This window comes from Pengzhenrongella phosphoraccumulans, from assembly GCF_045689905.1.
GTDB classification, from domain to species: domain Bacteria; phylum Actinomycetota; class Actinomycetes; order Actinomycetales; family Cellulomonadaceae; genus Pengzhenrongella; species Pengzhenrongella phosphoraccumulans.
The window spans coordinates 2,526,064-2,545,661 of record NZ_CP144210.1 but is presented as its reverse complement, the minus strand read 5'-3'; the positions used below and the strand labels follow the sequence as shown (position 1 = coordinate 2,545,661).

The 19,598-nt window shown below is 71.7% G+C and carries 18 protein-coding genes; 1 reads left to right on the top strand and 17 read right to left on the bottom strand.

Going from position 1 to position 19,598, the window contains the following annotated elements:
* Nucleotides 1-3: 3 nt before the first annotated feature.
* From nuoK to VTA80_RS11720, 13 genes are all read right to left on the bottom strand, one after another.
* On the bottom strand, nt 4-303 hold the full coding sequence (gene nuoK, locus VTA80_RS11780) for an NADH-quinone oxidoreductase subunit NuoK (protein WP_407341299.1): 300 nt from the start codon (nt 301-303) through the stop codon (nt 4-6).
* Nucleotides 300-1,136 carry an NADH-quinone oxidoreductase subunit J gene (locus tag VTA80_RS11775; protein WP_407341298.1) on the bottom strand — a complete coding sequence of 279 codons (837 nt, stop codon included), beginning with the start codon at nt 1,134-1,136 and terminating at the stop codon, nt 300-302. Before VTA80_RS11775 ends, nuoK begins: the two co-directional genes overlap by 4 nt.
* On the bottom strand, nt 1,133-1,780 hold the full coding sequence (gene nuoI / locus VTA80_RS11770; protein ID WP_407345760.1) for an NADH-quinone oxidoreductase subunit NuoI: 648 nt from the start codon (nt 1,778-1,780) through the stop codon (nt 1,133-1,135). The genes VTA80_RS11775 and nuoI overlap by 4 nt, the downstream gene beginning before the upstream one ends.
* Nucleotides 1,781-1,865: 85 nt before the next feature.
* Nucleotides 1,866-3,224, bottom strand: coding sequence for an NADH-quinone oxidoreductase subunit NuoH (gene nuoH, locus VTA80_RS11765; protein WP_407341297.1), 1,359 nt, complete (start codon nt 3,222-3,224; stop codon nt 1,866-1,868).
* A complete protein-coding gene (locus tag VTA80_RS11760) occupies nt 3,221-5,809 on the bottom strand; it encodes an NADH-quinone oxidoreductase subunit G (RefSeq protein ID WP_407341296.1) in 2,589 nt (862 codons plus the stop codon). The genes nuoH and VTA80_RS11760 overlap by 4 nt, the downstream gene beginning before the upstream one ends.
* Complete coding sequence (nuoF, locus tag VTA80_RS11755) at nt 5,806-7,158, bottom strand: NADH-quinone oxidoreductase subunit NuoF (RefSeq protein WP_407341295.1); 1,353 nt, start codon at nt 7,156-7,158, stop codon at nt 5,806-5,808. The genes VTA80_RS11760 and nuoF overlap by 4 nt, the downstream gene beginning before the upstream one ends.
* Nucleotides 7,158-7,859 (bottom strand): NADH-quinone oxidoreductase subunit NuoE, encoded by a 702-nt coding sequence (nuoE, locus tag VTA80_RS11750; protein ID WP_407345759.1) that lies wholly within the window; start codon nt 7,857-7,859, stop codon nt 7,158-7,160. The genes nuoF and nuoE overlap by 1 nt, the downstream gene beginning before the upstream one ends.
* Nucleotides 7,860-7,894: 35 nt before the next feature.
* Nucleotides 7,895-9,256 (bottom strand): NADH-quinone oxidoreductase subunit D, encoded by a 1,362-nt coding sequence (locus tag VTA80_RS11745; protein ID WP_407341294.1) that lies wholly within the window; start codon nt 9,254-9,256, stop codon nt 7,895-7,897.
* Complete coding sequence (locus tag VTA80_RS11740) at nt 9,256-9,972, bottom strand: NADH-quinone oxidoreductase subunit C (RefSeq protein ID WP_407341293.1); 717 nt, start codon at nt 9,970-9,972, stop codon at nt 9,256-9,258. The genes VTA80_RS11745 and VTA80_RS11740 overlap by 1 nt, the downstream gene beginning before the upstream one ends.
* Complete coding sequence (locus VTA80_RS11735) at nt 9,969-10,520, bottom strand: NuoB/complex I 20 kDa subunit family protein (RefSeq protein WP_407341292.1); 552 nt, start codon at nt 10,518-10,520, stop codon at nt 9,969-9,971. Before VTA80_RS11735 ends, VTA80_RS11740 begins: the two co-directional genes overlap by 4 nt.
* A 62-nt stretch (nt 10,521-10,582) precedes the next feature.
* A complete protein-coding gene (locus VTA80_RS11730; RefSeq protein WP_407341291.1) occupies nt 10,583-10,945 on the bottom strand; it encodes an NADH-quinone oxidoreductase subunit A in 363 nt (120 codons plus the stop codon).
* 52 nt (nt 10,946-10,997) lie between these two features.
* Complete coding sequence (locus VTA80_RS11725; protein ID WP_407341290.1) at nt 10,998-12,293, bottom strand: geranylgeranyl reductase family protein; 1,296 nt, start codon at nt 12,291-12,293, stop codon at nt 10,998-11,000.
* Between the two features lie 107 nt (nt 12,294-12,400).
* Nucleotides 12,401-13,102 (bottom strand): demethylmenaquinone methyltransferase, encoded by a 702-nt coding sequence (locus tag VTA80_RS11720; RefSeq protein ID WP_407341289.1) that lies wholly within the window; start codon nt 13,100-13,102, stop codon nt 12,401-12,403.
* Nucleotides 13,103-13,174: 72 nt separating this feature from the next.
* Here VTA80_RS11720 and VTA80_RS11715 point away from each other — a divergent pair, with 72 nt between their 5' ends.
* A complete protein-coding gene (locus VTA80_RS11715) occupies nt 13,175-14,521 on the top strand; it encodes an isochorismate synthase MenF (protein WP_407341288.1) in 1,347 nt (448 codons plus the stop codon).
* Nucleotides 14,522-14,750: 229 nt separating this feature from the next.
* Here the strand turns inward: VTA80_RS11715 and VTA80_RS11710 are convergent, their stop codons facing one another.
* From VTA80_RS11710 to VTA80_RS11695, 4 genes are all read right to left on the bottom strand, one after another.
* On the bottom strand, nt 14,751-16,610 hold the full coding sequence (locus tag VTA80_RS11710; protein ID WP_407341287.1) for a trypsin-like peptidase domain-containing protein: 1,860 nt from the start codon (nt 16,608-16,610) through the stop codon (nt 14,751-14,753).
* 151 nt (nt 16,611-16,761) lie between these two features.
* A complete protein-coding gene (locus VTA80_RS11705; RefSeq protein WP_407341286.1) occupies nt 16,762-17,226 on the bottom strand; it encodes a thiamine pyrophosphate-dependent enzyme in 465 nt (154 codons plus the stop codon).
* Nucleotides 17,130-18,605, bottom strand: a complete 1,476-nt coding sequence (gene menD / locus VTA80_RS11700) for a 2-succinyl-5-enolpyruvyl-6-hydroxy-3-cyclohexene-1-carboxylic-acid synthase (protein WP_407341285.1) — start codon at nt 18,603-18,605, stop codon at nt 17,130-17,132. The genes VTA80_RS11705 and menD overlap by 97 nt, the downstream gene beginning before the upstream one ends.
* Entirely contained in the window at nt 18,602-19,549 is a 948-nt protein-coding gene (locus VTA80_RS11695) for an o-succinylbenzoate synthase (RefSeq protein ID WP_407341284.1), read from the bottom strand. The genes menD and VTA80_RS11695 overlap by 4 nt, the downstream gene beginning before the upstream one ends.
* Nucleotides 19,550-19,598: the final 49 nt, after the last annotated feature.

Here is a 19,598-nt window from a genome sequence, read left to right as displayed (position 1 = left end):
GCCTCAGCTCTTGAGCAGGTTGACGTCGTCGACCGAGGCCGAGCGACGCGTTCGGAAGATCTGGACGATGATCGCGAGGCCGATGACGACCTCGGCCGCCGCGACGACCATGACGAAGAAGGCGATGACCTGCCCGGAGAGGTCACCGTGGATGCGGGCGAACGTGACGAGCGTGAGGTTCGTCGCGTTGAGCATGAGCTCGATGCCCATGAAGACCACGATCGCGTTCCGGCGCAGGAGCACCGTCGTCGCGCCGATCGAGAACAGGAGGCTGGACAGGACCAGGTAGTTGGTCAGGTTCATGACAGGACCTCCGGGTCGCTGGCGGTCCGGGTGGGCGGCTCGATCTCCGCCGCGACGATCTCGAACTCGCGTTCCTGGCCACGGATCCGCAGCACGCGCGAGACCGAGTCGTCGATCGGCGCACCGGTCGGGTCGAGGGCCGGCACGTCCATCGCGTTGGACCGCGAGAACACCCCGGGGGCGGGGAGCGGCGTGAGGACGCCGCCGCCCGCGACTCGCGCATCAGACCGTTCCTTCTGGCCGATGCGCCGGGTCAGGCGCTGGCGGTGCGTGAGCACGAGCGCCCCGAGGGCCGCCGTCACGAGCAGCACACCGACCACCTCGAAGGCGAAGATGTACTGGCCGAAGATCAGCCGCGCGACGGCGACCGGGTTGGAGTCGGCGTTCGCCTCGTCCAGCCCCACCGACGTCGGGAAGGTCGACCGGACCACGACGGCCACGAGCAGGCCGGCGAGGCCGAGCCCGAAGATGATGCCGACCCAGCGCTGACCCCGCAGGGTCTCCGTGAGCGAGTCGGACGAGTCGACGCCGACCAGCATGAGGACGAACAGGAACAGCATCATGATCGCGCCCGTGTAGACGACGACCTGGACGACCCCGAGGAACGCGGCGTCCTGCGCGATGTACAGGAACGCGATCGAGATCATCACGAACACGACGCTCATGGCGGCGTACACGGCCTTGCGGGAGAACAGCAGCCCGAGCGCGGCGAGCACCATCAGCGGGGCGAGCACCCAGAACAGTGCCGCCTCCCCCGTGGTCGTCTTGCCGCTGTCGGTCAGCGCCGTGGCAACCCCCGCAAGGGTGGTCACGGCAGAGGTGGTGGAGATCATCGGGTGCGCCCCTGCTCGGCCGGGGTGGGGGTCGGCGCGCCGGGGAGCGTGGGATCGTCGGGCCGGAACTCGCGCACCCAGTCGATCTGCTCCTCGACCGGGCCGGTGACCTGACCGCGGTAGTAGTCGGTATCGGTCGTGCCCGGCACCATCGGGTGCGGGGCGGCGAGTGCGCCGGGCAGCATCGGGGCGAGCAGGTCCTGCTTCTCCCAGATGAGCCCCTCGCGGGTCGGGCCCGCGAGCTCGAACTCGTTGGTCATCGTCAGCGCGCGCGTCGGGCAGGCCTCGATGCACAGCCCGCAGAAGATGCAGCGCAGGTAGTTGATCTGGTAGACGCGGCCGTATCGCTCGCCGGGCGAGAACTGCGCGTCGGGTGCGTTGCTCGCACCCTCGACGTAGATCGCGTCCGCGGGGCAGGCCCACGCGCACAGCTCGCAGCCGATGCACTTCTCGAGGCCGTCGGCGTACCGGTTGAGCTGGTGGCGACCGTGGAACCGCGGCTTGGTCGGCACCTTCTCGTACGGGTACTGCTCGGTGACCGTCGGGCGGAACAGCGACGCGAACGTCACGCCGAACCCGGCTACGGGCGCGAGCAGCTCACCGAGCCCCGTCTTCGCCTCGATCAGAGGCTCGTAGGGGGTCACGTCGGCGGGGCGGTCGACAGCGCCGCCCCGCAGGGTGGCCTCGACCTCCCCCTCGCCCGTGGGCTGGTTCGGGTCGCGGGCGTCGTCAGCCACGCTCTGCCTCCGTCTGTGAATCGGTCACCTGTCGGGCCGCACCCGCGGGTACGGCGTCCGTCACGCGCGCACGGCGCGGCGACGGGGGAAGCTGCTGGCCGGGCATCGGGGGCACCGGGTAGCCGCCCGCGTAGGGGTCGAACTCCCCCGGCGGCACGGGCGCCACGGTCTTCGGCTTGCGCTCCGGGACCAGGAACGAGATCCCGACCACCACGAGCACCGCGACCGCCAAGGCGATCAGGATCGTCCTCAGGTCGATCGTCGTGAACTGGCGCACGCCCTGGACGACCGCGACGCACACGACCCACCCGAGCGAGGCCGGGATGAGGATCTTCCAGCCGAACTTCATGAACTGGTCGTACCGGAGCCGCAGCAGCGTGCCGCGGACCCAGACGAACAGGAAGAGGAACATCCACATCTTCGCGAGGAACCACAGCACCGGCCACCAGCCGGTGTTGAACATCCCGTCGTTGATGGCGGAGAGCGGGAACGGCGCGCGCCAGCCGCCGAGGAACAGCGTCGTGGCGACGGCGGAGACGTTGACCATGTTGATGTACTCGGCGAGGAAGAACCACGCGAACTTCATCGAGGAGTACTCGGTCATGAAGCCCGAGACGAGCTCACCCTCGGCCTCGGGGAGGTCGAACGGCAGCCGGTTGGTCTCACCGATCATCGAGATGACGTAGATGATGAACGCCGGGAACAGCGGCAGGAACCACCACAGCTGCTGCTGCGAGTTGACGATCTCGGAGGTCGACATCGACCCCGCGAGGATGAACACGCTCACGAGCGACAGGCCCATCGCGAGCTCGTAGCTGATCACCTGCGCGGTCGAGCGGACGGCGCCGAGGAGCGGGTAGGTCGAGCCGGAGGACCAGCCACCGAGCACGATGCCGTACACGCCGACCGAGGCCGTCGCCAGGATGTAGAGCACGGCGACCGGGACGTCGGTCAGCTGCAGCGGCGTGACGATCCCGAAGATGTGCACCGCGGGGCCGAACGGAATGACTGCGAACGTGAGCAGCGCGCAGAACACCGAGATCATCGGCGCCAGCAGGTAGAGGAACTTGTCGGCCGCCTTGACGGTGATGTCCTCCTTGAGCAGGAGCTTCATCGCGTCGGCGAGGGACTGCAGCAGCCCGAACGGGCCGTGCACGTTCGGGCCGGGGCGCACCTGCATGCGACCGACGACCTTGCGCTCGAACCAGATCGCGAGCAGCACGGTGACGAGCAGGAAGACGAGGATCACGACGGCCTTGATCAGCCAGACCCAGCCGTTGTCCTGGCTGAAGTCCGCGCTCACCCCGGGATTCGCGGCGCCGAACACGGAGCTAAATACTGCCGCGGTCATGCGGACACCTCGCTGTTGTCAGGACTGGTCACTGCGGGGGTCGTCGCTGCCGGCGCGAGCCGGACGATGTCGCCGGCGTCGGCCCGCAGGGTCGTGCGGATCGCGCAGTCCGGGGCGTTCGTCGGTAGCCACACCACGTAGTCAGGCATCGCGGTCACCACGAGGTGCACCGTGAGGCTGCCGTGCTCGGTGCTGACGGTCACGAGACCGCCGTCGACCAGGCCCGCGGCCGCGGCCGTCGCCGCCGAGACGCGGGCGACCGTGCGCTTCGCGGTCCCGGCGAGGAACAGCTCGCCGTCCTGCAGGCGACCGGCGTCGAGCAGCAGGTGCCAGCTCGCGAGCACCGCCTGGCCGGGCGCCATCTCGGGCGGCTCGGCCGGGCTTTGGGCGGGCGCCTCGATGCGAGCACCTTCCCAGGCACCGAGCTGGTCGATCTCGGCGTGCACAGCCTTGAGCGTGCGCAGCCCGAGCTCGGTGCCCATCGCAGCGGCGAGGGCGTCCAGCACGCGGTGGTCGGCCATGGCCGTCGAGGCCAGGGCCTGAGGGAACGGCCGCGGGCGGCCTTCCCAGTTGAGGTAGGTGCCGGGCTTCTCGGTCGGCGGGGCGACCGGCAGGACGACGTCCGCCCGCTCAGTCACGGCCGAGGCGCGGACCTCGAGCGAGACGACGAAGCCGACCTTCTCGATCGACCGGAGCGCCTTGGCGGGGTCCGGCAGGTCGGCGAGCTCGACGCCGCTCACGACGAGCGCGGAGAGCTTGCCCTTGCGGGCGGCACGCAGGATCTCAGACGTGGACAGACCTGCCGTCGCCGGCAGGGTGGCCACGTCCCAGGCCGCGGCGACGTCCACGCGTGCGCCGGGATCGGCGACCGGACGGCCACCGGGAAGCAGGGTGGGCAGCGTGCCCATCTCGACGCCGCCGCGTTCACCCGCACGGCGCGGGATCCAGGCGAGGCGGGCGCCGGTGCGCTCGGCGAGGCGGAGCAGCGCCGAGAACCCGCCGGGGACCGACGCGAGCCGCTCGCCGACGAGGATGACCGAGCCGCTGGCCTTGAGGCCCTGGGCCGCGTCGCGCAGCGGGCCGACCTTGGCGCGACCGGTGATCGCGTCGAGGACCTCGGGCTCGGTGCCCGGGGCGGCGGGGATGAGCGTCCCGCTGATCCGGTCAAGCCCGCGGCTGGCCAGGGCGGCGACGGAGAAGACCGCAGTCCGGCCGGCGAGCACGCCCTTGCGCAGGCGGAGGTAGGTGACCCCGGCCTCCTCCTCGGCCTCGAGCGCGACCAGCAGGACGGCGGGCGCCTGCTCGAGGTCGGCGAACGTCACGCTGCGCGTGCCGCCGACGGTGTGGCCGGCCACCGTGGAGCCGAGGAAGGCTTCTTCCTCTGACGAGTGCGGGCGGGCCCGCTGGTCGATGTCGTTGGTGCCCAGCACGAGGCGCGCGAACTTGGAGTACGCGTACGCGTCCTCGAGCGTGAGCCGGCCGCCGGTGAGCACGCCGACGCCGTTGCCGCCACCGGCGGTCGTCGCCGCCGCAAGCCCGGCCGCCGCGACCTCGAGGGCCTCGACCCAGCTCGCGGAGCGCAGCTCGCCGGTCTCGGCGTCCCGCACGAGCGGGGTCTCGAGGCGGTCGGGCGAGCTCTGCCAGGTGAACGCGAAGCGGTCCTTGTCGGTGATCCACTCCTCGTTCACGGCGGGCTCGTTGCCGGCCATGCGCCGCAGCACGGCGCCGCGGCGGTGGTCGATGCGGATCGCGGACCCGCACGAGTCGTGCTCGCTGATCCCCGGGGTTGACACGAGGTCGAACGGGCGCGAGCGGAAGCGGTAGGACGCGTTGGTCAGCGCGCCGACCGGGCAGATCTGGATCGTGTTGCCCGAGAAGTAGGACGCGAACGGGCGCCCCGACTCGTCGAGCGCGGACGGGCCGGTCGGGACCTCGCCGCCGAAGCCGAGGACCTCCACCGAGAACCGGCCGATCTGCGAGCTGGCGCCGCGATCCTGCAGGTCGATGAACGGGTCGCCGGCGATCTGGTCCTGGAAGCGCGTGCAGCGCTGGCAGAGCACGCACCGCTCGCGGTCGAGCAGGATCTCGGTCGAGATCGAGATGGGCTTCGGGTAGGTCCGCTTGATGTCCACGAACCGGCTCGTCGCGCGGCCGTTGCTCATCGCCTGGTTCTGCAGCGGGCACTCGCCGCCCTTGTCGCAGACCGGGCAGTCGAGCGGGTGGTTGATGAGCAGCAGCTCCATCACGCCGTGCTGGGCCTTGTCGGCCATCGCGGACGTGCGCTGCGTCTTGACGACCATGCCGGGCGCGGCCGTCATGGTGCACGACGCCTGCGGCTTGGGCATCGGCCGGAGGTTGCCCTCCCGGTCGGGCATCGACACGTCGACCAGGCACTGGCGGCACGCGCCGGCCGGCTGGAGCAGCGGGTGGTCGCAGAACCGCGGGATCTGGATGCCGACCTGCTCGGCGGCGCGGATCACCAGGGTGCCCTTGGGCACCGAGACGGTCAGCTCGTCGATCTGGAAGGTCACCAGGTTCGCGGGCACGACGGTGCCCTCGGTCTGCTTCGGGGTCGTGATGGTCATGCCTGCACCGTTCCTGCCATCTGGCCGGCGAGCCGGCCTGCGTCACGCGGGGGGTAGGCGAACAGCGCCGACGCCGCAGGGTCGAACGGGCAGGCGCCCGCGGTGATGTGCTGCTCGAACTCGGCCCGGAAGTGCTGCAGCCCGGACGAGACGCACGACGTCGCGCCGTCGCCGAGAGCGCAGAACGCGCGCCCGAGGATGTTGTCGCAGGTGTCGAGGAGCACGTCGAGGTCGTCCATCGTGCCCGTACCCGCCTCGATGCGGCGCAGGATCTGCTTGAGCCAATAGGTGCCCTCGCGGCACGGCGTGCACTTGCCGCACGACTCGTGCGCGTAGAACTCCATCCAGCGCGTGATCGCACGCACGACGCACGTGGTCTCGTCGAAGATCTGCAGCGCGCGGGTGCCGAGCATCGAGCCCGCCGCGGCGACCGACTCGTAGTCGAGCGGCACGTCGAGGTGCTCCGCGGTGAACAGCGGGGTGGACGAGCCACCGGGGGTCCAGAACTTGAGCTCGTGACCCGCGCGCATCCCGCCGGCGAGGTCGATCAGCTCGCGCAGCGTGATCCCGAGCGGGGCCTCGTACTGGCCGGGGCGCACGACGTGGCCGGACAGCGAGAACAGGCCGAACCCGGCCGACTTCGCGGTCCCCATCGAGCTGAACCAGCTCGCGCCACCCAGGACGATCGCGGGCACCGAGGAGATCGACTCGACGTTGTTGACCACGGTCGGTCGGGCGTACAGGCCCTCGACTGCGGGGAACGGCGGCTTGAGCCGCGGCTGGCCGCGCAGACCCTCGAGCGAGTCGAGCAGTGCCGTCTCCTCGCCGCAGATGTACGCGCCGGCGCCGGCGTGCACCGTGATGTCCAGGTCGTAGCCCGTGCCCATGATGTTCTTGCCGAGGTACCCGGCCGCGTAGGCCTCCTCGACGGCGCGCAGCAGGCGCCGGTAGACGTGCAAGACCTCGCCCCGCACGTAGATGAACGCGTGGTGGCACCCGATCGCGTACGACGTGATGATCGAACCCTCGATGAGGACCTGCGGCGTCGCCATCATGAGCGGGACGTCCTTGCAGGTCCCGGGCTCGGACTCGTCCGCGTTGACGACCAGGTAGCGCGGGCCGCCGTCGGGCGCGGGCAGGAAGCTCCACTTGAGCCCCGTCGGGAACCCGGCGCCGCCACGGCCGCGCAGGCCGGAGTCCTTGACCGCAGCGAGCACCGCCGCGGGCTCCTGGGTGAACGCGCGCCGCAGGCCGGCGTAGCCGCCGCCCGCCTCGTACGTCGCGAGTGTCCAGGACCGGTCGGCGTCCCAGTGGGCGCTGAGGACCGGGGTCAGGGTCGAGACCGTCATCAGGACTCCTTCGACTCGGTCGGGAAGGCGGGCGCCGCCCACCCGTTCTGCTTGGCGAGCACCGTGCCGCGCTGGGTCGCCTCGCCGGCGCCGACGCCCTCGTCCGCGCGGCCGTCGGTGAAGCCGGCGAGCACGCGGGACATCTGCTTGAACGTGACCACGCTGTCCGCACCGCGGGTCGGGACGACCGTCTGGCCGGCCCGCAGCTTGTCGACCGTCGCGCGGGCGCTCTCGGGGGTCTGGTTGTCGAAGAACTCCCAGTTCACCATCACGACCGGCGCGTAGTCGCACGCCGCGTTGCACTCGATCCGCTCGAGCGTGACCTTGCCGTCGGGCGTCGTCTCGTCGTGCCCGACGCCGAGGTGCTCGGTCAGCCCGTCCCAGATCGCGTCGCCGCCCATGACCGCGCACAGCGTGTTGGTGCACACGCCGACCGTGTAGTCACCGTTCGGGTGGCGCTTGTACTGCGTGTAGAACGTCGCCACGGCGGAGACCTCGGCCGTGGTCACGCCGAGCACCTCGGCGCAGAACGTGATCCCGGTCGGGCTGACGTAGCCGTCCTCCGCCTGCACCAGGTGCAGCAGCGGCAGCAGGCCCGAGCGGGCGCGCGGGTAGCGCGCGACGATCTGGCTCGCCTCCGCCCGCAGACGGGTGAGCTGCGCCTCGTCGTAGCCGCCGACATCTTTGCCGGCCGCACCCATGTTGATGGTCGCTGCGTTGTTCTCGTCGCTGGTCATCAGCGGTCCACCCCTCCGAGCACCGGGTCGAGCGAGGCCACCGAGACGACGACGTCGGCGATCTGGCCGCCCTCGCACATCATCGAGACAGCCTGCAGGTTGTTGAAAGACGGATCCCGGAAGTGGGCCCGGTACGGCCGTGTGCCGCCGTCGGAGACGAGGTGCACGCCGAGCTCGCCGCGCGGTGCCTCGACGGTCTGGAACACCTGACCGGCCGGCACGCGGAAGCCCTCGGTGACGAGCTTGAAGTGGTGGATCAGGGCCTCCATGGAGGTGCCCATGATCTCCCGGATGTGGTCGAGCGAGTTGCCCATCCCATCCGCGCCGATGGCCAGCTGCGCGGGCCAGGCGATCTTCTTGTCCGCCACCATGACCGGGCCCGGGCCCATGGCTTGGAGCCGGTCGAGGGTCTGCTCGACGATCTTCATCGACTGGTAGCACTCCTCGATCCGCAGCACGATCCGCGAGAACGCGTCCGAGTCCGTCGAGGTGGGCACGTCGAAGTCGTAGGTCTCGTACCCGCAGTAGGGCTCGGACTTGCGCACGTCGTACGGCAGCCCCGACGAGCGGAGCACCGGGCCGGTGATGCCGAGCGCCATGCACGCCGACAGGCTGAGGTAGCCCACGCCGACGGCCCGGGCCTTGAGGATCGGGTTCGCCAGCATGAGGTCCTGGAGCAGCACGATGTAGTGCTTCGCGCCGGCGAGCGCCTCGCGGACGTTGTCGAGCGCGCCCGGCGGGATGTCCTGCGCGACGCCGCCGGGGCGGATGTACGCGTGGTTCATCCGGAGCCCGGTGATGAGCTCGAGGACCTTGAGGATCTCCTCGCGGCCCATGAAGCCGTTCGTCATGATCGTCGTCGCGCCGAGCTCGTTGCCCGCGGTCGCGAGGCACACGAGGTGCGACGTGATCCGGTTGAGCTCCATCATCATCACGCGGATCACGGTCGCGCGTTCCGGGATGTCGTCGGTGATGCCGAGCAGCTTCTCGACGGCGAGGCAGTACGCCGCCTCGCTGAACAGCGGCGCCACGTAGTCCATGCGCGTGCAGTAGGTCACGCCCTGGGTCCAGGTGCGGAACTCCATGTTCTTCTCGATGCCGGTGTGCAGGTAGCCGATGCCGGCCCGCGCCTCGGTGACGGTCTCGCCGTCGATCTCGAGCATGAGGCGGAGCACGCCGTGGGTCGACGGGTGCTGCGGTCCCATGTTGACGATGATGCGTTCTTCGCCGAGGCGGGCGGCCTCTTCGGCGATCTCGGACCAGTCGCCGCCGGACGCCTCGAACATCGGGACGCCCTCGGTCCCGGCCTCGTAGACGTGGGCCGTGGCGTGGGGTGCGCTCTGCGCGCGTGAGTCAGTCATCAGTTGTAAGACCTCCGCTGGTCCGGCGGTGGGATGGTGGCGCCCTTGTACTCCACGGGGATGCCACCGAGGGGGTAGTCCTTGCGCTGCGGGTGACCCGGCCAGTCGTCGGGCATCTCGATCCGCGCCAGCGCGGGGTGACCGTCGAAGACGATCCCGAAGAAGTCCCACGTCTCGCGCTCGTGCCAGTCGTTCGCCGGGTAGACGGCGACCGTCGAGGGGATGTGGGCGTCCGCCTCGGACACCGCGACCTCGAGCCGCAGCTTGCGCCCGTGCGTGACGGAGGTGAGGTGGTAGACCGCATGCAGTTCGCGGCCGGTCTCGTGCGGGTAGTGCACGCCCGAGACCCCCAGGCTGAGCTCGAAGCGCAGGTCCTGGTCGTCGCGCAGCGCGCTGCACACCTGCAGGAGGTGCTCGCGGGCCACGAAGATCGTCAGCTCACCACGATCGACGACGACGCTCTCGACGGCTGCCGAGTAGGCGGTGCCGCCCGCCTCGAGGACCTCGGCGAGCACGTCGACGCACTCGTCGAACCAGCCGCCGTACGGCCGCTCGCTCGGTCCCGGCATCGTGATCTCGCGGACGAGGCCGCCGTAGCCGGAGGTGTCGCCCGTGCCGTGCGCGCCGAACATGCCGGTGCGGACCCCGACGACCTCGAGGGGCTCGCGCCCGTCCGGGGACGGGGTGGTCAGCTCGGTGGACGTGTCGTCGCTCATCGCAGGAGTCCCGTCTTCGCAGCGGTCGGGGTGACCTTGAGCGCTGCGGCCTCGGCGGCGGCCGCCATCTCGCGACGGTTCGAGCCGAGCGGCTCGTTCTGGATCTGCTCGTGCAGCTTGAGGATCGCGTCGATCAGCATCTCGGGCCGCGGCGGACAGCCCGGCAGGTAGATGTCGACGGGCACGATGTGGTCGACGCCCTGCACGATCGCGTAGTTGTTGAACATGCCGCCCGAGGACGCGCACACCCCCATCGAGAGCACCCACTTGGGCTCGGCCATCTGGTCGTAGACCTGACGGACGACGGGGGCCATCTTCTGGCTCACCCGCCCGGCGACGATCATGAGGTCGGCCTGGCGCGGCGAGGCGCGGAAGACCTCCATGCCGAACCGCGAGATGTCGTACCGCGGCCCACCGGTCGCCATCATCTCGATGGCGCAACAGGCCAGGCCGAACGTGACCGGCCACAGCGACGCCTTGCGGAAGTACCCCGCGAGACCCTCCACCGTGGTCAGCAAGAAGCCGGACGGTGCCTCTTCGATACCCATCTATGCCTGCCCTCCCGCTGTTCCGGTCGTGCTCGATCGCTTCGTCATGCCCACGCGCGCACTCACTCCCACTCGAATCCCCCGCGACGCCACTCGTACACGAACGGCACGGTGATCATGAACAGGAACCCGAGCATCGCCACGAGCCCGAACATCGCCAGCTCGGTGAAGTTCACGGCCCACGGGTACAGGAACACGACCTCGATGTCGAAGATGATGAACGTCATCGCGACGAGGTAGTACTTGATCGGGAACCGGCCGCCGCCGACGGCGTGCGGCGTCGGCTGGATGCCGCACTCGTACGCCTCGAGCTTGGCGCGGTTGTACCGCTTCGGTCCGATGATCGCGCTCGCGGCAACGCCGCCGAGCGCCATCACCCCGGCCACGCCCATCATCACGAGAATGGGGACATAGGGATTCGTCATCTCAGGCCTCTCCTGCTGGGACCGCCAGTGCTGCCGGTGGGGACGATCGGATTCATGCGGACGGCGCCAATCTGCTCAGGCCCGAGATGACGCGGTCCACCATGTCGCCGCCGTGCGGCTCGTAGCAGTCCGAGAGCAGCTTGAGCGTGAATCGCATGACCAGCGGTCGGGGTAGCCCGTACTTGGTGCACAGCCGCATGATCTGCGGGTGCTCGATCAGCTTCACGAAGTACCGCCCGAGCGTGTAGAACCCGCCCAGGTCTTCTTTCATGATGCGCGGGTAGGTGCCCAGCGCGCGCTCGCGCGCGGCGTCGGTCGTGCGGGCCCGGGACTGGACGATGGCGTCCGCAGCCGCGCGGCCGGCCTGCATCGCGTAGGCGATGCCCTCGCCGTTGAACGGGCTGACCATGCCGCCCGAGTCGCCGACCAGCATGAGGCCGCGGGTGTACAGCGGCTGGCGGTTGAAGCCCATCGGCAGCGCGGCGCCGCGCAGCGGGCCGACCTGGTTCTCGGGGGTGAACTCCCACTCGGCGGGGGCGTTCGCCATCCACTTCGCGAACAGGTCCTTGTAGTCGACCTTGGTCGCGGCGGCGGTCGAGCTCACGCTGCCGAGGCCGACGTTCACCGTGCCGTCGCCGAGCGCGAAGATCCAGCCGTACCCGGGCATGAGGTTCGAGCGGCCGGGCTCGCCGTCCCACAGCTCGAGGTGGCTCTCCATCATCGTGTCGTTGGAGCGGGGGCTCTTGAAGTAGGTGCGTACGGCCACGCCCATCGGGCGGTCCATGCGCTTCTCGAGCCCCAATGCGAGGGGCAGCCGCGCCGAGACGCCGTCGGCCGCGATGACGACGGGAGCCCGGTACGTGACCTCGTCACCCGAGCGGCGACCGTCGTCGTCCACCGGACGGGCCGTGACGCCGATGACGCGACCGGTGCGCTCGTCGAGCAGCGGGCCGGTGACGTTCGTTCGCTCGAGCAGCTTCACGCCCGCGGTGCGCGCGTGGTCGGCGAGCATGTGGTCGAGGCTCATGCGCTTGCGGGCAAGCCCGAACGACGGATAGCTCGACAGCTCGGGCCAGGCCAGCTCGAGGCGGTGCCCGCCACCGACGACGCGGAGCCCGGAGTTGCGGATCCAGCCGTCCTCGGGTCGCAGCGACAGCCCCATCGCGACCATCTCGCGGGTCGAGCGGGGGGTGAGGCCGTCGCCGCAGATCTTGTCGCGCGGGAACGAGGCCTTCTCGAGCAGCAGGACGTTCAGACCGGCGGAAGCGCAGTAGTACGCGGCGGTGGACCCGCCAGGTCCCGCACCGACAACGATGACATCAGCATCATCGTGGCCTGTCTGACTCACTGCGCCGCCCCACCTGTGAAGACGTTCACGAACTCCAGCGGCCCACTGTAGTCGTGGGTCCGTCGGCTGTCTGCCATGGCCCGGTCAAGGCCAGCGAGCGAGGTCGTCTACCCGTCGAGCGGGCGCGTCCCTCGATGCAGGGCGACGATACCGCCGGACAGGTTGCGGTAAGCGACCTCGCGCCAGCCGGCGCCGCGGAGCAGGCTGCCCAGAGCGACCTGGTCAGGCCACGAGCGGATCGACTCCGCCAGGTAGGTGTAGGCGTCGGTCTCCTTGGACACGACCCGCGCGATCGCGGGCAGCGCGCGCATGAGGTAGTTCTCGTACACCGTCCGGAACGGCGCCAGCGTCGCGTGGGAGAACTCACACACGACGAGGCGGCCACCCGGCCGCGTCACCCGGAGCATCTCGCGCAGCGCACCGGAGGTGTCGACCACGTTGCGCAGCCCGAACGAGATGGTCACGGCGTCGAACGACGCGTCCGCGAACGGCAGCTTCGTGGCGTCCCCCGCGACGAACCCGAGGTCGGGCCGACGGCGCTTGCCGACCGCGAGCATGCCGTAGGAGAAGTCGCACGGCACGACCTCCACCCCGGCGTCCGCGAGCGGCACGCTCGACGTCCCGGTCCCGGCGGCCAGATCCAGCACGCGCTGACCTGCGGAGACGTCCAGCGCGCGGATCGTGGCGGTGCGCCAGCGCCGGTCCTGGCCGAGCGACATGACGTCGTTGGTGACGTCGTACCGGTGCGCGATGCCATCGAACATCTCGGCGACCTCGTGGGGCTGCTTGTCCATGCTGGCGCGCGACATGTGGCCATCGTCTCAGGTTCTCGAGAGTGCTCGCTGCCAGCCGTGGGCAAAGGGCGTCCTACCCTTGACGCGATGAGTACCTTGCCGACCCAGGCCGCCGACGCGATCCCGCACCCCCTCGTGGTGCGGACCGTGGCCATTGACGATCCGGGGACGCTGCTCGCGCTGCTGCCCGCCGATGCCCCGCTCGCGTGGGTGCGGCGCGGCGACGGGCTGGTCGGCTGGGGCGAGGTGCTCCGGTTCGAGGTGGCCGGCCCCGGTCGGTTCGCCGACGCCGAGCGCGCGTGGCATGACGCGCTCACGCACGCCGTGGTCCGCGACGAGGTCCACCTGCCCGGGTCCGGGCCCGTCGCGTTCGGCTCGTTCGCGTTCGACGAGGGCTCCCCCGCCGGCGGGGTCGTGATCGTGCCCCGGGTCGTCGTCGGCCGTCGCGGCGCCACGACCTGGCTGACGACGATCGACCTGGGCGCCCGGATCGGCGCCACCCCCTCGCTCGACGCCGTCGCCCGCGACCGCACGCCCGTGGCCGCACCGGGCGCCGTGACCTTCGGGGACGGCGCCGTCTCGGCGCAGGGCTGGCGCGACGTCGTCGCGCGCGGTGTGGCCGCCATCCGGGCCGGCGAGCTGGACAAGGTTGTGCTCGCGCGCGACGTCGTCGCGACGACCACCCACCCGCTCGACCCGCGCTGGGTGCTGAGGCGGCTCGGGGCCGACTACCCGTCCTGCTGGACCTTCAGCGTGGACGGCCTGCTCGGAGCCACCCCCGAGCTGCTCGTGCGCAGCGAGAAGGGCCTGGTCACCTCGCGCGTGCTCGCCGGCACGATCCGGCGCACCGGCAACGACGACGCCGACCTGGCGCGCGCTGCGATCCTCGCGCACTCCTCCAAGGACCTCGAGGAGCACGAGTACGCCGTGTCTTCCGTGGCCGATGCGCTGGCGCCGTTCTGCTCGTCGACCAACGTGCCCGACGTGCCGTTCGTCCTGCACCTTCCCAACGTGCTGCACCTCGCCTCCGACGTGACCGGCGTGCTGAGCGCCGCGCACCCGGGGCCTTCGGCCGTGCACCTGGGGCCTGCGGCCGCGACCGCCAGCCTCGCGCCGTCCAGCCTCGCGCTGGCCGCCGCGCTGCACCCGACGGCGGCCGTGTGCGGCACCCCGACGACCGTGGCCCGCGACCTCATCGCCCGCATCGAGGGCATGGAGCGCGGTCGCTACGCCGGCCCGGTGGGCTGGTTCGGGGCCGACGGCGACGGCGAGTGGGGCATCGCGCTGCGCTGCGCCGAGATGGACCCCGCCGACCCCCGCCGGGTCCGCCTGTTCGCCGGCTGCGGCATCGTGGCTGCCTCGAACCCCGACGCGGAGCTGGCGGAGTCGGAAGCCAAGCTGGTCCCGATGCGCCACGCCCTCTCGGCGGACTGACGACCCCTCGGCCCCGCCCCGCTCCGCCCCGCACGCACCGAACCCCGAGCTGTGGCTATTCCTGCGGCCGCGGGGCAGCCATTACCCGGGGTTCGACGACGCCCGGGGCTCGGCCGACGGGCGGACGACGGCTGTCGGGGGTGGGCGTGCGAACGGCCGGCACCCTGGCGGGGTGCCGGCCGTTCTCGTGCCGGGCGGGGTGGGGGACATCCCACCCGGAGCTAGGTGATCAGCCTCGACCGAACGGGTCGAGCGGGTTCTGACCGTTCTGGCCGGAGCCGGAGGAGCCGGAGCCGCCCTGCTGGCCGCTCGAGCTCTGGTCGACCGTGGCGGCCTTCGCAGCCAGGGTCACGCTGACGTCGAGCACCTTGCCGTCGCGCACGATGGTGAGCTTCGACGTGGAGTCCGCCGTGCGCTCCCGGACGTACGCCGTCAGCGACTCGGCGCCCGCGACCGGCGAACCGTCGATCGCCACGACCACGTCACCGGCCTGGAGCTTGGCCTTGTCGGCGGGCGACCCGGAGGTCACCTTCTCGATGACGGCGCCCTTGCGGGTCGTCCCGTCGGCGGTGGCGTTGCCGTCGGTCAGCGAGACCCCGAGGAACGCGTGCTCGGCGGTGCCGGACTTGACCAGCTGGGCGGCGATGTTCTGCGCCAGGTTGATCGGGATGGCGAAGCCGAGACCGATCGAGCCGGACTGCGAGGTGCTGCTGCCGGACAGCGTCGCGATCGACGACGTGATGCCGATGACTCGACCCTTCGCGTCGAAGAGCGGGCCGCCGCTGTTGCCGGGGTTGATCGCGGCGTCGATCTGGATCGCGTTCGTCACGACGACGTCCGTGCCCGATTCGGCCGACGCGGACACCGGCCGGTCGAGGGCCGAGACGATGCCCGTGGTGACGGTGTTCGCCAGGCCGAGCGGATTGCCGACGGCCATCACGGCCTCGCCGACGGCGACGGCGCCCGAGTCACCCAGCGCTGCCGGCGACAGGTCGCTCGGCGGGTCGGTGATCTGCACGACGGCGAGGTCGGTCGTCGGGTCGGTACCGACGATCGTCGCCTTGTAGAGCCGCCCGTCACTGAGCGTGACCTGGACCGAGTCGGCGCCGTTCACGACGTGGTTGTTCGTGAGCACGTGCCCGGCGGCGTCGATGATGACGCCCGAGCCCTCGGCGCCGCCGTTTGCCGTCGTGACCTGGATAGCGACGACCGACGGCGCGACCGCGGCCGCGACCTTCTCCCAGTTCGGGTTGTCCGACGTCGATCCGGACACGGGCGCCGTGTCGGTGGTCGACTTGCCGATCGTGGCGAGGGAGGAGGACGACGACGTCGTGTCGTTGTCACCGAGGACCCCGGCCATCAGACCGGCGGTACCCAGACTGGCGATCAGTGCGGCCGCGGCGGCCGCACCGACGACGGAGATCCACAGGCGTCGGGACGTGCCCACGGTCGTGGACGTGCCGTCCGTCGTGGCCGACGGACCGGTCGGGGCTGCAGGCGGGTAAGCGGTGAGCAGGGCGAAGGGGTCGGCGTTCGCGTCGGCGGAGCCGGGGCTGGCCGCGTTCGGCGGACCGGCGGGCTGGCTCGGGGCGGGGTGGCCCCAGCCGACGGGCTGCGCGGGCGGCGTCGCCTGCTGCTGCTGCGGGTAAGCCTGAGTCGGGTAGGGCTGAGCCGGGTAGGGCTGAGCCGGGTAGGGCTGAGCCGGGTACTGCTGAGCCGGGTACTGCTGAGTCGGGTGCTGCTGGGTGGGGTACTGCTGAGCCGGGTAGGGCTGAGCCGGGTAGGGCTGAGCCGGGTAGGGCTGGGCCACCGGCTGCTGGGCCGGGTGCTGCTGCTGGGCCGGGTGCTGCTGCGTCGGCGGTTGCGCGGCGGCCGGGAGCTGCTCGGTCGGCTCGCCGGCTGCCGGCGCCTGCGCGGCGGGCGGTGCCGTCGGGAGCTGCACGGTCGGCTGCTCGGTGGGCTGCACGGCGAGCTGCTCGGTGGGCTGCTCGGCGCTCTGGCGACCGGACGTGGGGCCGACCGGGTCGGCACCGGCGCGTGCCGGGATCTGCTTGTCCTCGGGCGTGGCACCCTCGGGGCTGATGGTCATGATGGCCTCCTCTGTTCGAGAACCATCAGACCTCGCCACGCTGGAGACATGCTTCGAAGTCCCTGAGAGTTGCCTGCGAGTTATCGACCGTGACCGGGGACGATCCAGCCGGAAACCGCCCGAACCGCTGGTGGGGTCGGGCGAGAGTCGGTCAGCTCAGCGCCTGGTCGACCGTGGCCGCGATCCGCTCGTGCAGGGCGCGCCGACGCGAGCGGTCCACCCGTACCTCCACGACGCTCAGGCCCGGTCCCGGCACCGCGAGCGCGACCGCCAGGTCCGCCGGCTCGCGGACGATCTGGTGGCGCACGCCGTACCCGGCGCACAGCGCCCCGAGGTCCGACCCGTGCGGCGTGCCGAAGACGCGCTCGAACACGTCCGCATGCTCCGGCGCGCCGTGCTCGAGCGTGGCGAAGATCGAGCCGCCGTCGTCGTTGGCGACCACGATCTGCAGGTTGGGTACCGCCTCGAGCGGACCGTGCAGGAGACCGCCGATGTCGTGCAGGAAGGTCAGGTCACCCATCAATGCTCGGACGATCCGGTCAGGGTTCGCCAGCGCCACCCCGATCGCGGTCGAGATCGTCCCGTCGATGCCGGCGAGCCCGCGGTTCGCGAACACCGCCGGCGACTGGCTCCAGGTCGCGACCAGGTCCAGGTCCCGCACCGAGTTGCTCGACCCGACGACGAGCACGTCCCGCGGCCGCGAGGCCCGCGCGACCTCGCGCGCCAGGACCGGACCGAGCACGCGCGGGCCGCTGCGCGAGCGGCGCCCGCGGGGGCACCATCGAGCGCGCGATCCACCGCGGTGGTCGCCGCAATCCCCGCGGCCTGCCAGCGCGCGAGCCACTCCCCCGACTCACCTGACGGCGAGGCACCGCCGCCGACCGGGCCGACCGGCCGCGGCGGCACGTCGGCGAGCACGACGACGGCGCGCCGGGCCGCATCCGGCCAGGTCGCCCCGCGCGGGGCGATGACCTGGACCTCCACGTCGTCGCGGGCGAGCAGGGCCTGCACCGGGCGGGACAGCGTCACCTTGCCGAGCACCACGGCGCGACGGATCGCGCCCCCGAGCTCGGGCCGGCCGAGGAGGAGCCGGTACGCCGCGATGGAGTTGTCCCCGCCGCGAGCGCCGGACGACGGCTCCGCGAGCAGCGGCCACGCGTTCGCCTCCGCAAGCTCGCGCGCGACGGCGCCCGCCCCGTCGCCGGCCACGACGACGGTCGGGAGGTCACCGGCCGGTTCCCCGGCCGAGTCACTGATCGAGCCACCGATCGAGCCGAGATCGCTGCCGGGCCCGACCGCACCGCGCCGCACGACCTCGGTCAGCCCGGCCGACGACGGCGTCGGCCAGGCGGCGTCGCCCGGACCCGGCGCGAGGGGCTCGCGGAACGAGACGTTGAGGTGCACCGGACCGGGATCGCCGGTGCGGGCCCCGAGCGCGGCGGCGACCGCACGGCTCACCAGCTGGCGCAGGTCGGCGTGCTCGCCCGGTCGGCCCGAGGGTGCCGGCACGTCGGCGGCGAACCGGGTCGCCGCGCCGTACATCCCGACCTGGTCGGTGGTCTGGTTGGCGCCGGTTCCCCGCATCTCGTGCGGCCGATCGGCTGTGATCACCACGAGCGGGACGCCCGAGTGGTGCGCCTCGAGCACCGCCGGGTGGAGGTTCGCCGTCGCGGTGCCCGACGTCGTGACGATCGCCACGGGTCGGGCGGCGCGCTCCCCCGCCGGCGCGGACGCGGTCGAGCCGAGCGCGAGCCCGAGCGCGAGGAAGCCCGCCGTCCGCTCGTCGATCCGGACGTGCAGGGTGCACGCCGGAGCCCCCGCGGGCCGTTCGCCGTCGGGAAGGGCGGCCTCCGCAAGCGCGTACGCCAGCGGGGCCGACCGCGAGCCGGGGGCGAGGACGACATCGCGCACACCGAGCGCCACGAGCGCCTGAAGCAGGACTCGCGCGGCGGCGACCGCCGGAGCGGGCTGCGGCGGTCGGGGGGCGTCGCTCATGCGCTCACGGTAGTCACCGCGGCGAGGCGCCGCTGCCAGCGCTCGCGGACCTCGGGCGACGCGGCGGCGGCGGCGAGCAGGGCGTCGTCGAGCACGGGTCGACGGACCGGGATCGAGCCGCCGACGGGCAGGAGCGGGTCCGCGACCACGTCGCCTCTGAACAGCTGCGCGGTGGCGAGGCCGCACGCGTAGGGCAGGTCGGGCAGCGCTGCGGCGAGCGCGATCCCGGCCGCGAGCCCGACCGACGTCTCGAGCGCGGACGACACCACGACCGGTAGCCCGACCCGCTCGGCGAGCTCGAGGCACGCCCGCACGCCGCCGAGGGGCTGAACCTTGAGCACGACGATGTCGGCCGCCTGCGCGCGCACGACGGCCATCGGGTCCTCGACCCGCCGGATCGACTCGTCGGCGGCGATGAGCACGTGCGTCCCGCGGCGCACGGCTGCGAGCTCGGCGACGGTCGCAACCGGCTGCTCGGCGTACTCCAGGCCGCCAGCTGCGCGGTCCAGGACAGCGAGCCGGGCCAGCGCGGTGTCGACGTCCCAGGCGCCGTTCGCGTCGATGCGGATCGCGCCCCCGGGACCGAGCGCGTCGCGGACCGCCTCGAGTCGGGCGATCTCGTCGCCGACGTCCTGCCCGGGCTCGGCGACCTTGACCTTGGCGGTGCGGCAACCCCCGGATGCGAGCACGATGCGGTGGGCCGTCGCGGCGTCGACCGCGGGCACCGTCACGTTGACCGGGATCTGGGTACGCACCCCGGCGGGCCAGCCGTCGTCGGCCGCCTCGCGCGCGGCCCGCAACCAGGCCGCGGACTCGGCGTCGTCGTACCCCCAGAACGGGCTGAACTCACCCCACCCGGCAGGCCCGCGCAGCAGCACCCCGTCCCGCACGGTGATCCCCCGGAACCGGACCCGCATGTCGATCGAGTACACGAAAAATTCCACCCGCAACCCTAACCACCCACCCCACCCCGGCCCGGCCCGCGAACTCGGA

Coding starts and splice junctions, on each gene's coding strand:
- nuoH (WP_407341297.1), bottom strand. CDS start 3,224: ATGACCGCGGCAGTATTTAGCTCCGTGTTCGGCGCCGCGAATCCCGGG.
- VTA80_RS11710 (WP_407341287.1), bottom strand. CDS start 16,610: ATGACCATCAGCCCCGAGGGTGCCACGCCCGAGGACAAGCAGATCCCG.
- VTA80_RS11740 (WP_407341293.1), bottom strand. CDS start 9,972: ATGAGCGACGACACGTCCACCGAGCTGACCACCCCGTCCCCGGACGGG.
- VTA80_RS11715 (WP_407341288.1), top strand. CDS start 13,175: ATGAGTACCTTGCCGACCCAGGCCGCCGACGCGATCCCGCACCCCCTC.
- VTA80_RS11760 (WP_407341296.1), bottom strand. CDS start 5,809: ATGACCATCACGACCCCGAAGCAGACCGAGGGCACCGTCGTGCCCGCG.
- VTA80_RS11775 (WP_407341298.1), bottom strand. CDS start 1,136: ATGATCTCCACCACCTCTGCCGTGACCACCCTTGCGGGGGTTGCCACG.
- nuoF (WP_407341295.1), bottom strand. CDS start 7,158: ATGACGGTCTCGACCCTGACCCCGGTCCTCAGCGCCCACTGGGACGCC.
- VTA80_RS11720 (WP_407341289.1), bottom strand. CDS start 13,102: ATGTCGCGCGCCAGCATGGACAAGCAGCCCCACGAGGTCGCCGAGATG.
- nuoE (WP_407345759.1), bottom strand. CDS start 7,859: ATGGGTGCGGCCGGCAAAGATGTCGGCGGCTACGACGAGGCGCAGCTC.
- nuoK (WP_407341299.1), bottom strand. CDS start 303: ATGAACCTGACCAACTACCTGGTCCTGTCCAGCCTCCTGTTCTCGATC.
- VTA80_RS11730 (WP_407341291.1), bottom strand. CDS start 10,945: ATGACGAATCCCTATGTCCCCATTCTCGTGATGATGGGCGTGGCCGGG.
- VTA80_RS11735 (WP_407341292.1), bottom strand. CDS start 10,520: ATGGGTATCGAAGAGGCACCGTCCGGCTTCTTGCTGACCACGGTGGAG.
- VTA80_RS11745 (WP_407341294.1), bottom strand. CDS start 9,256: ATGACTGACTCACGCGCGCAGAGCGCACCCCACGCCACGGCCCACGTC.
- menD (WP_407341285.1), bottom strand. CDS start 18,605: ATGAGCGACGCCCCCCGACCGCCGCAGCCCGCTCCGGCGGTCGCCGCC.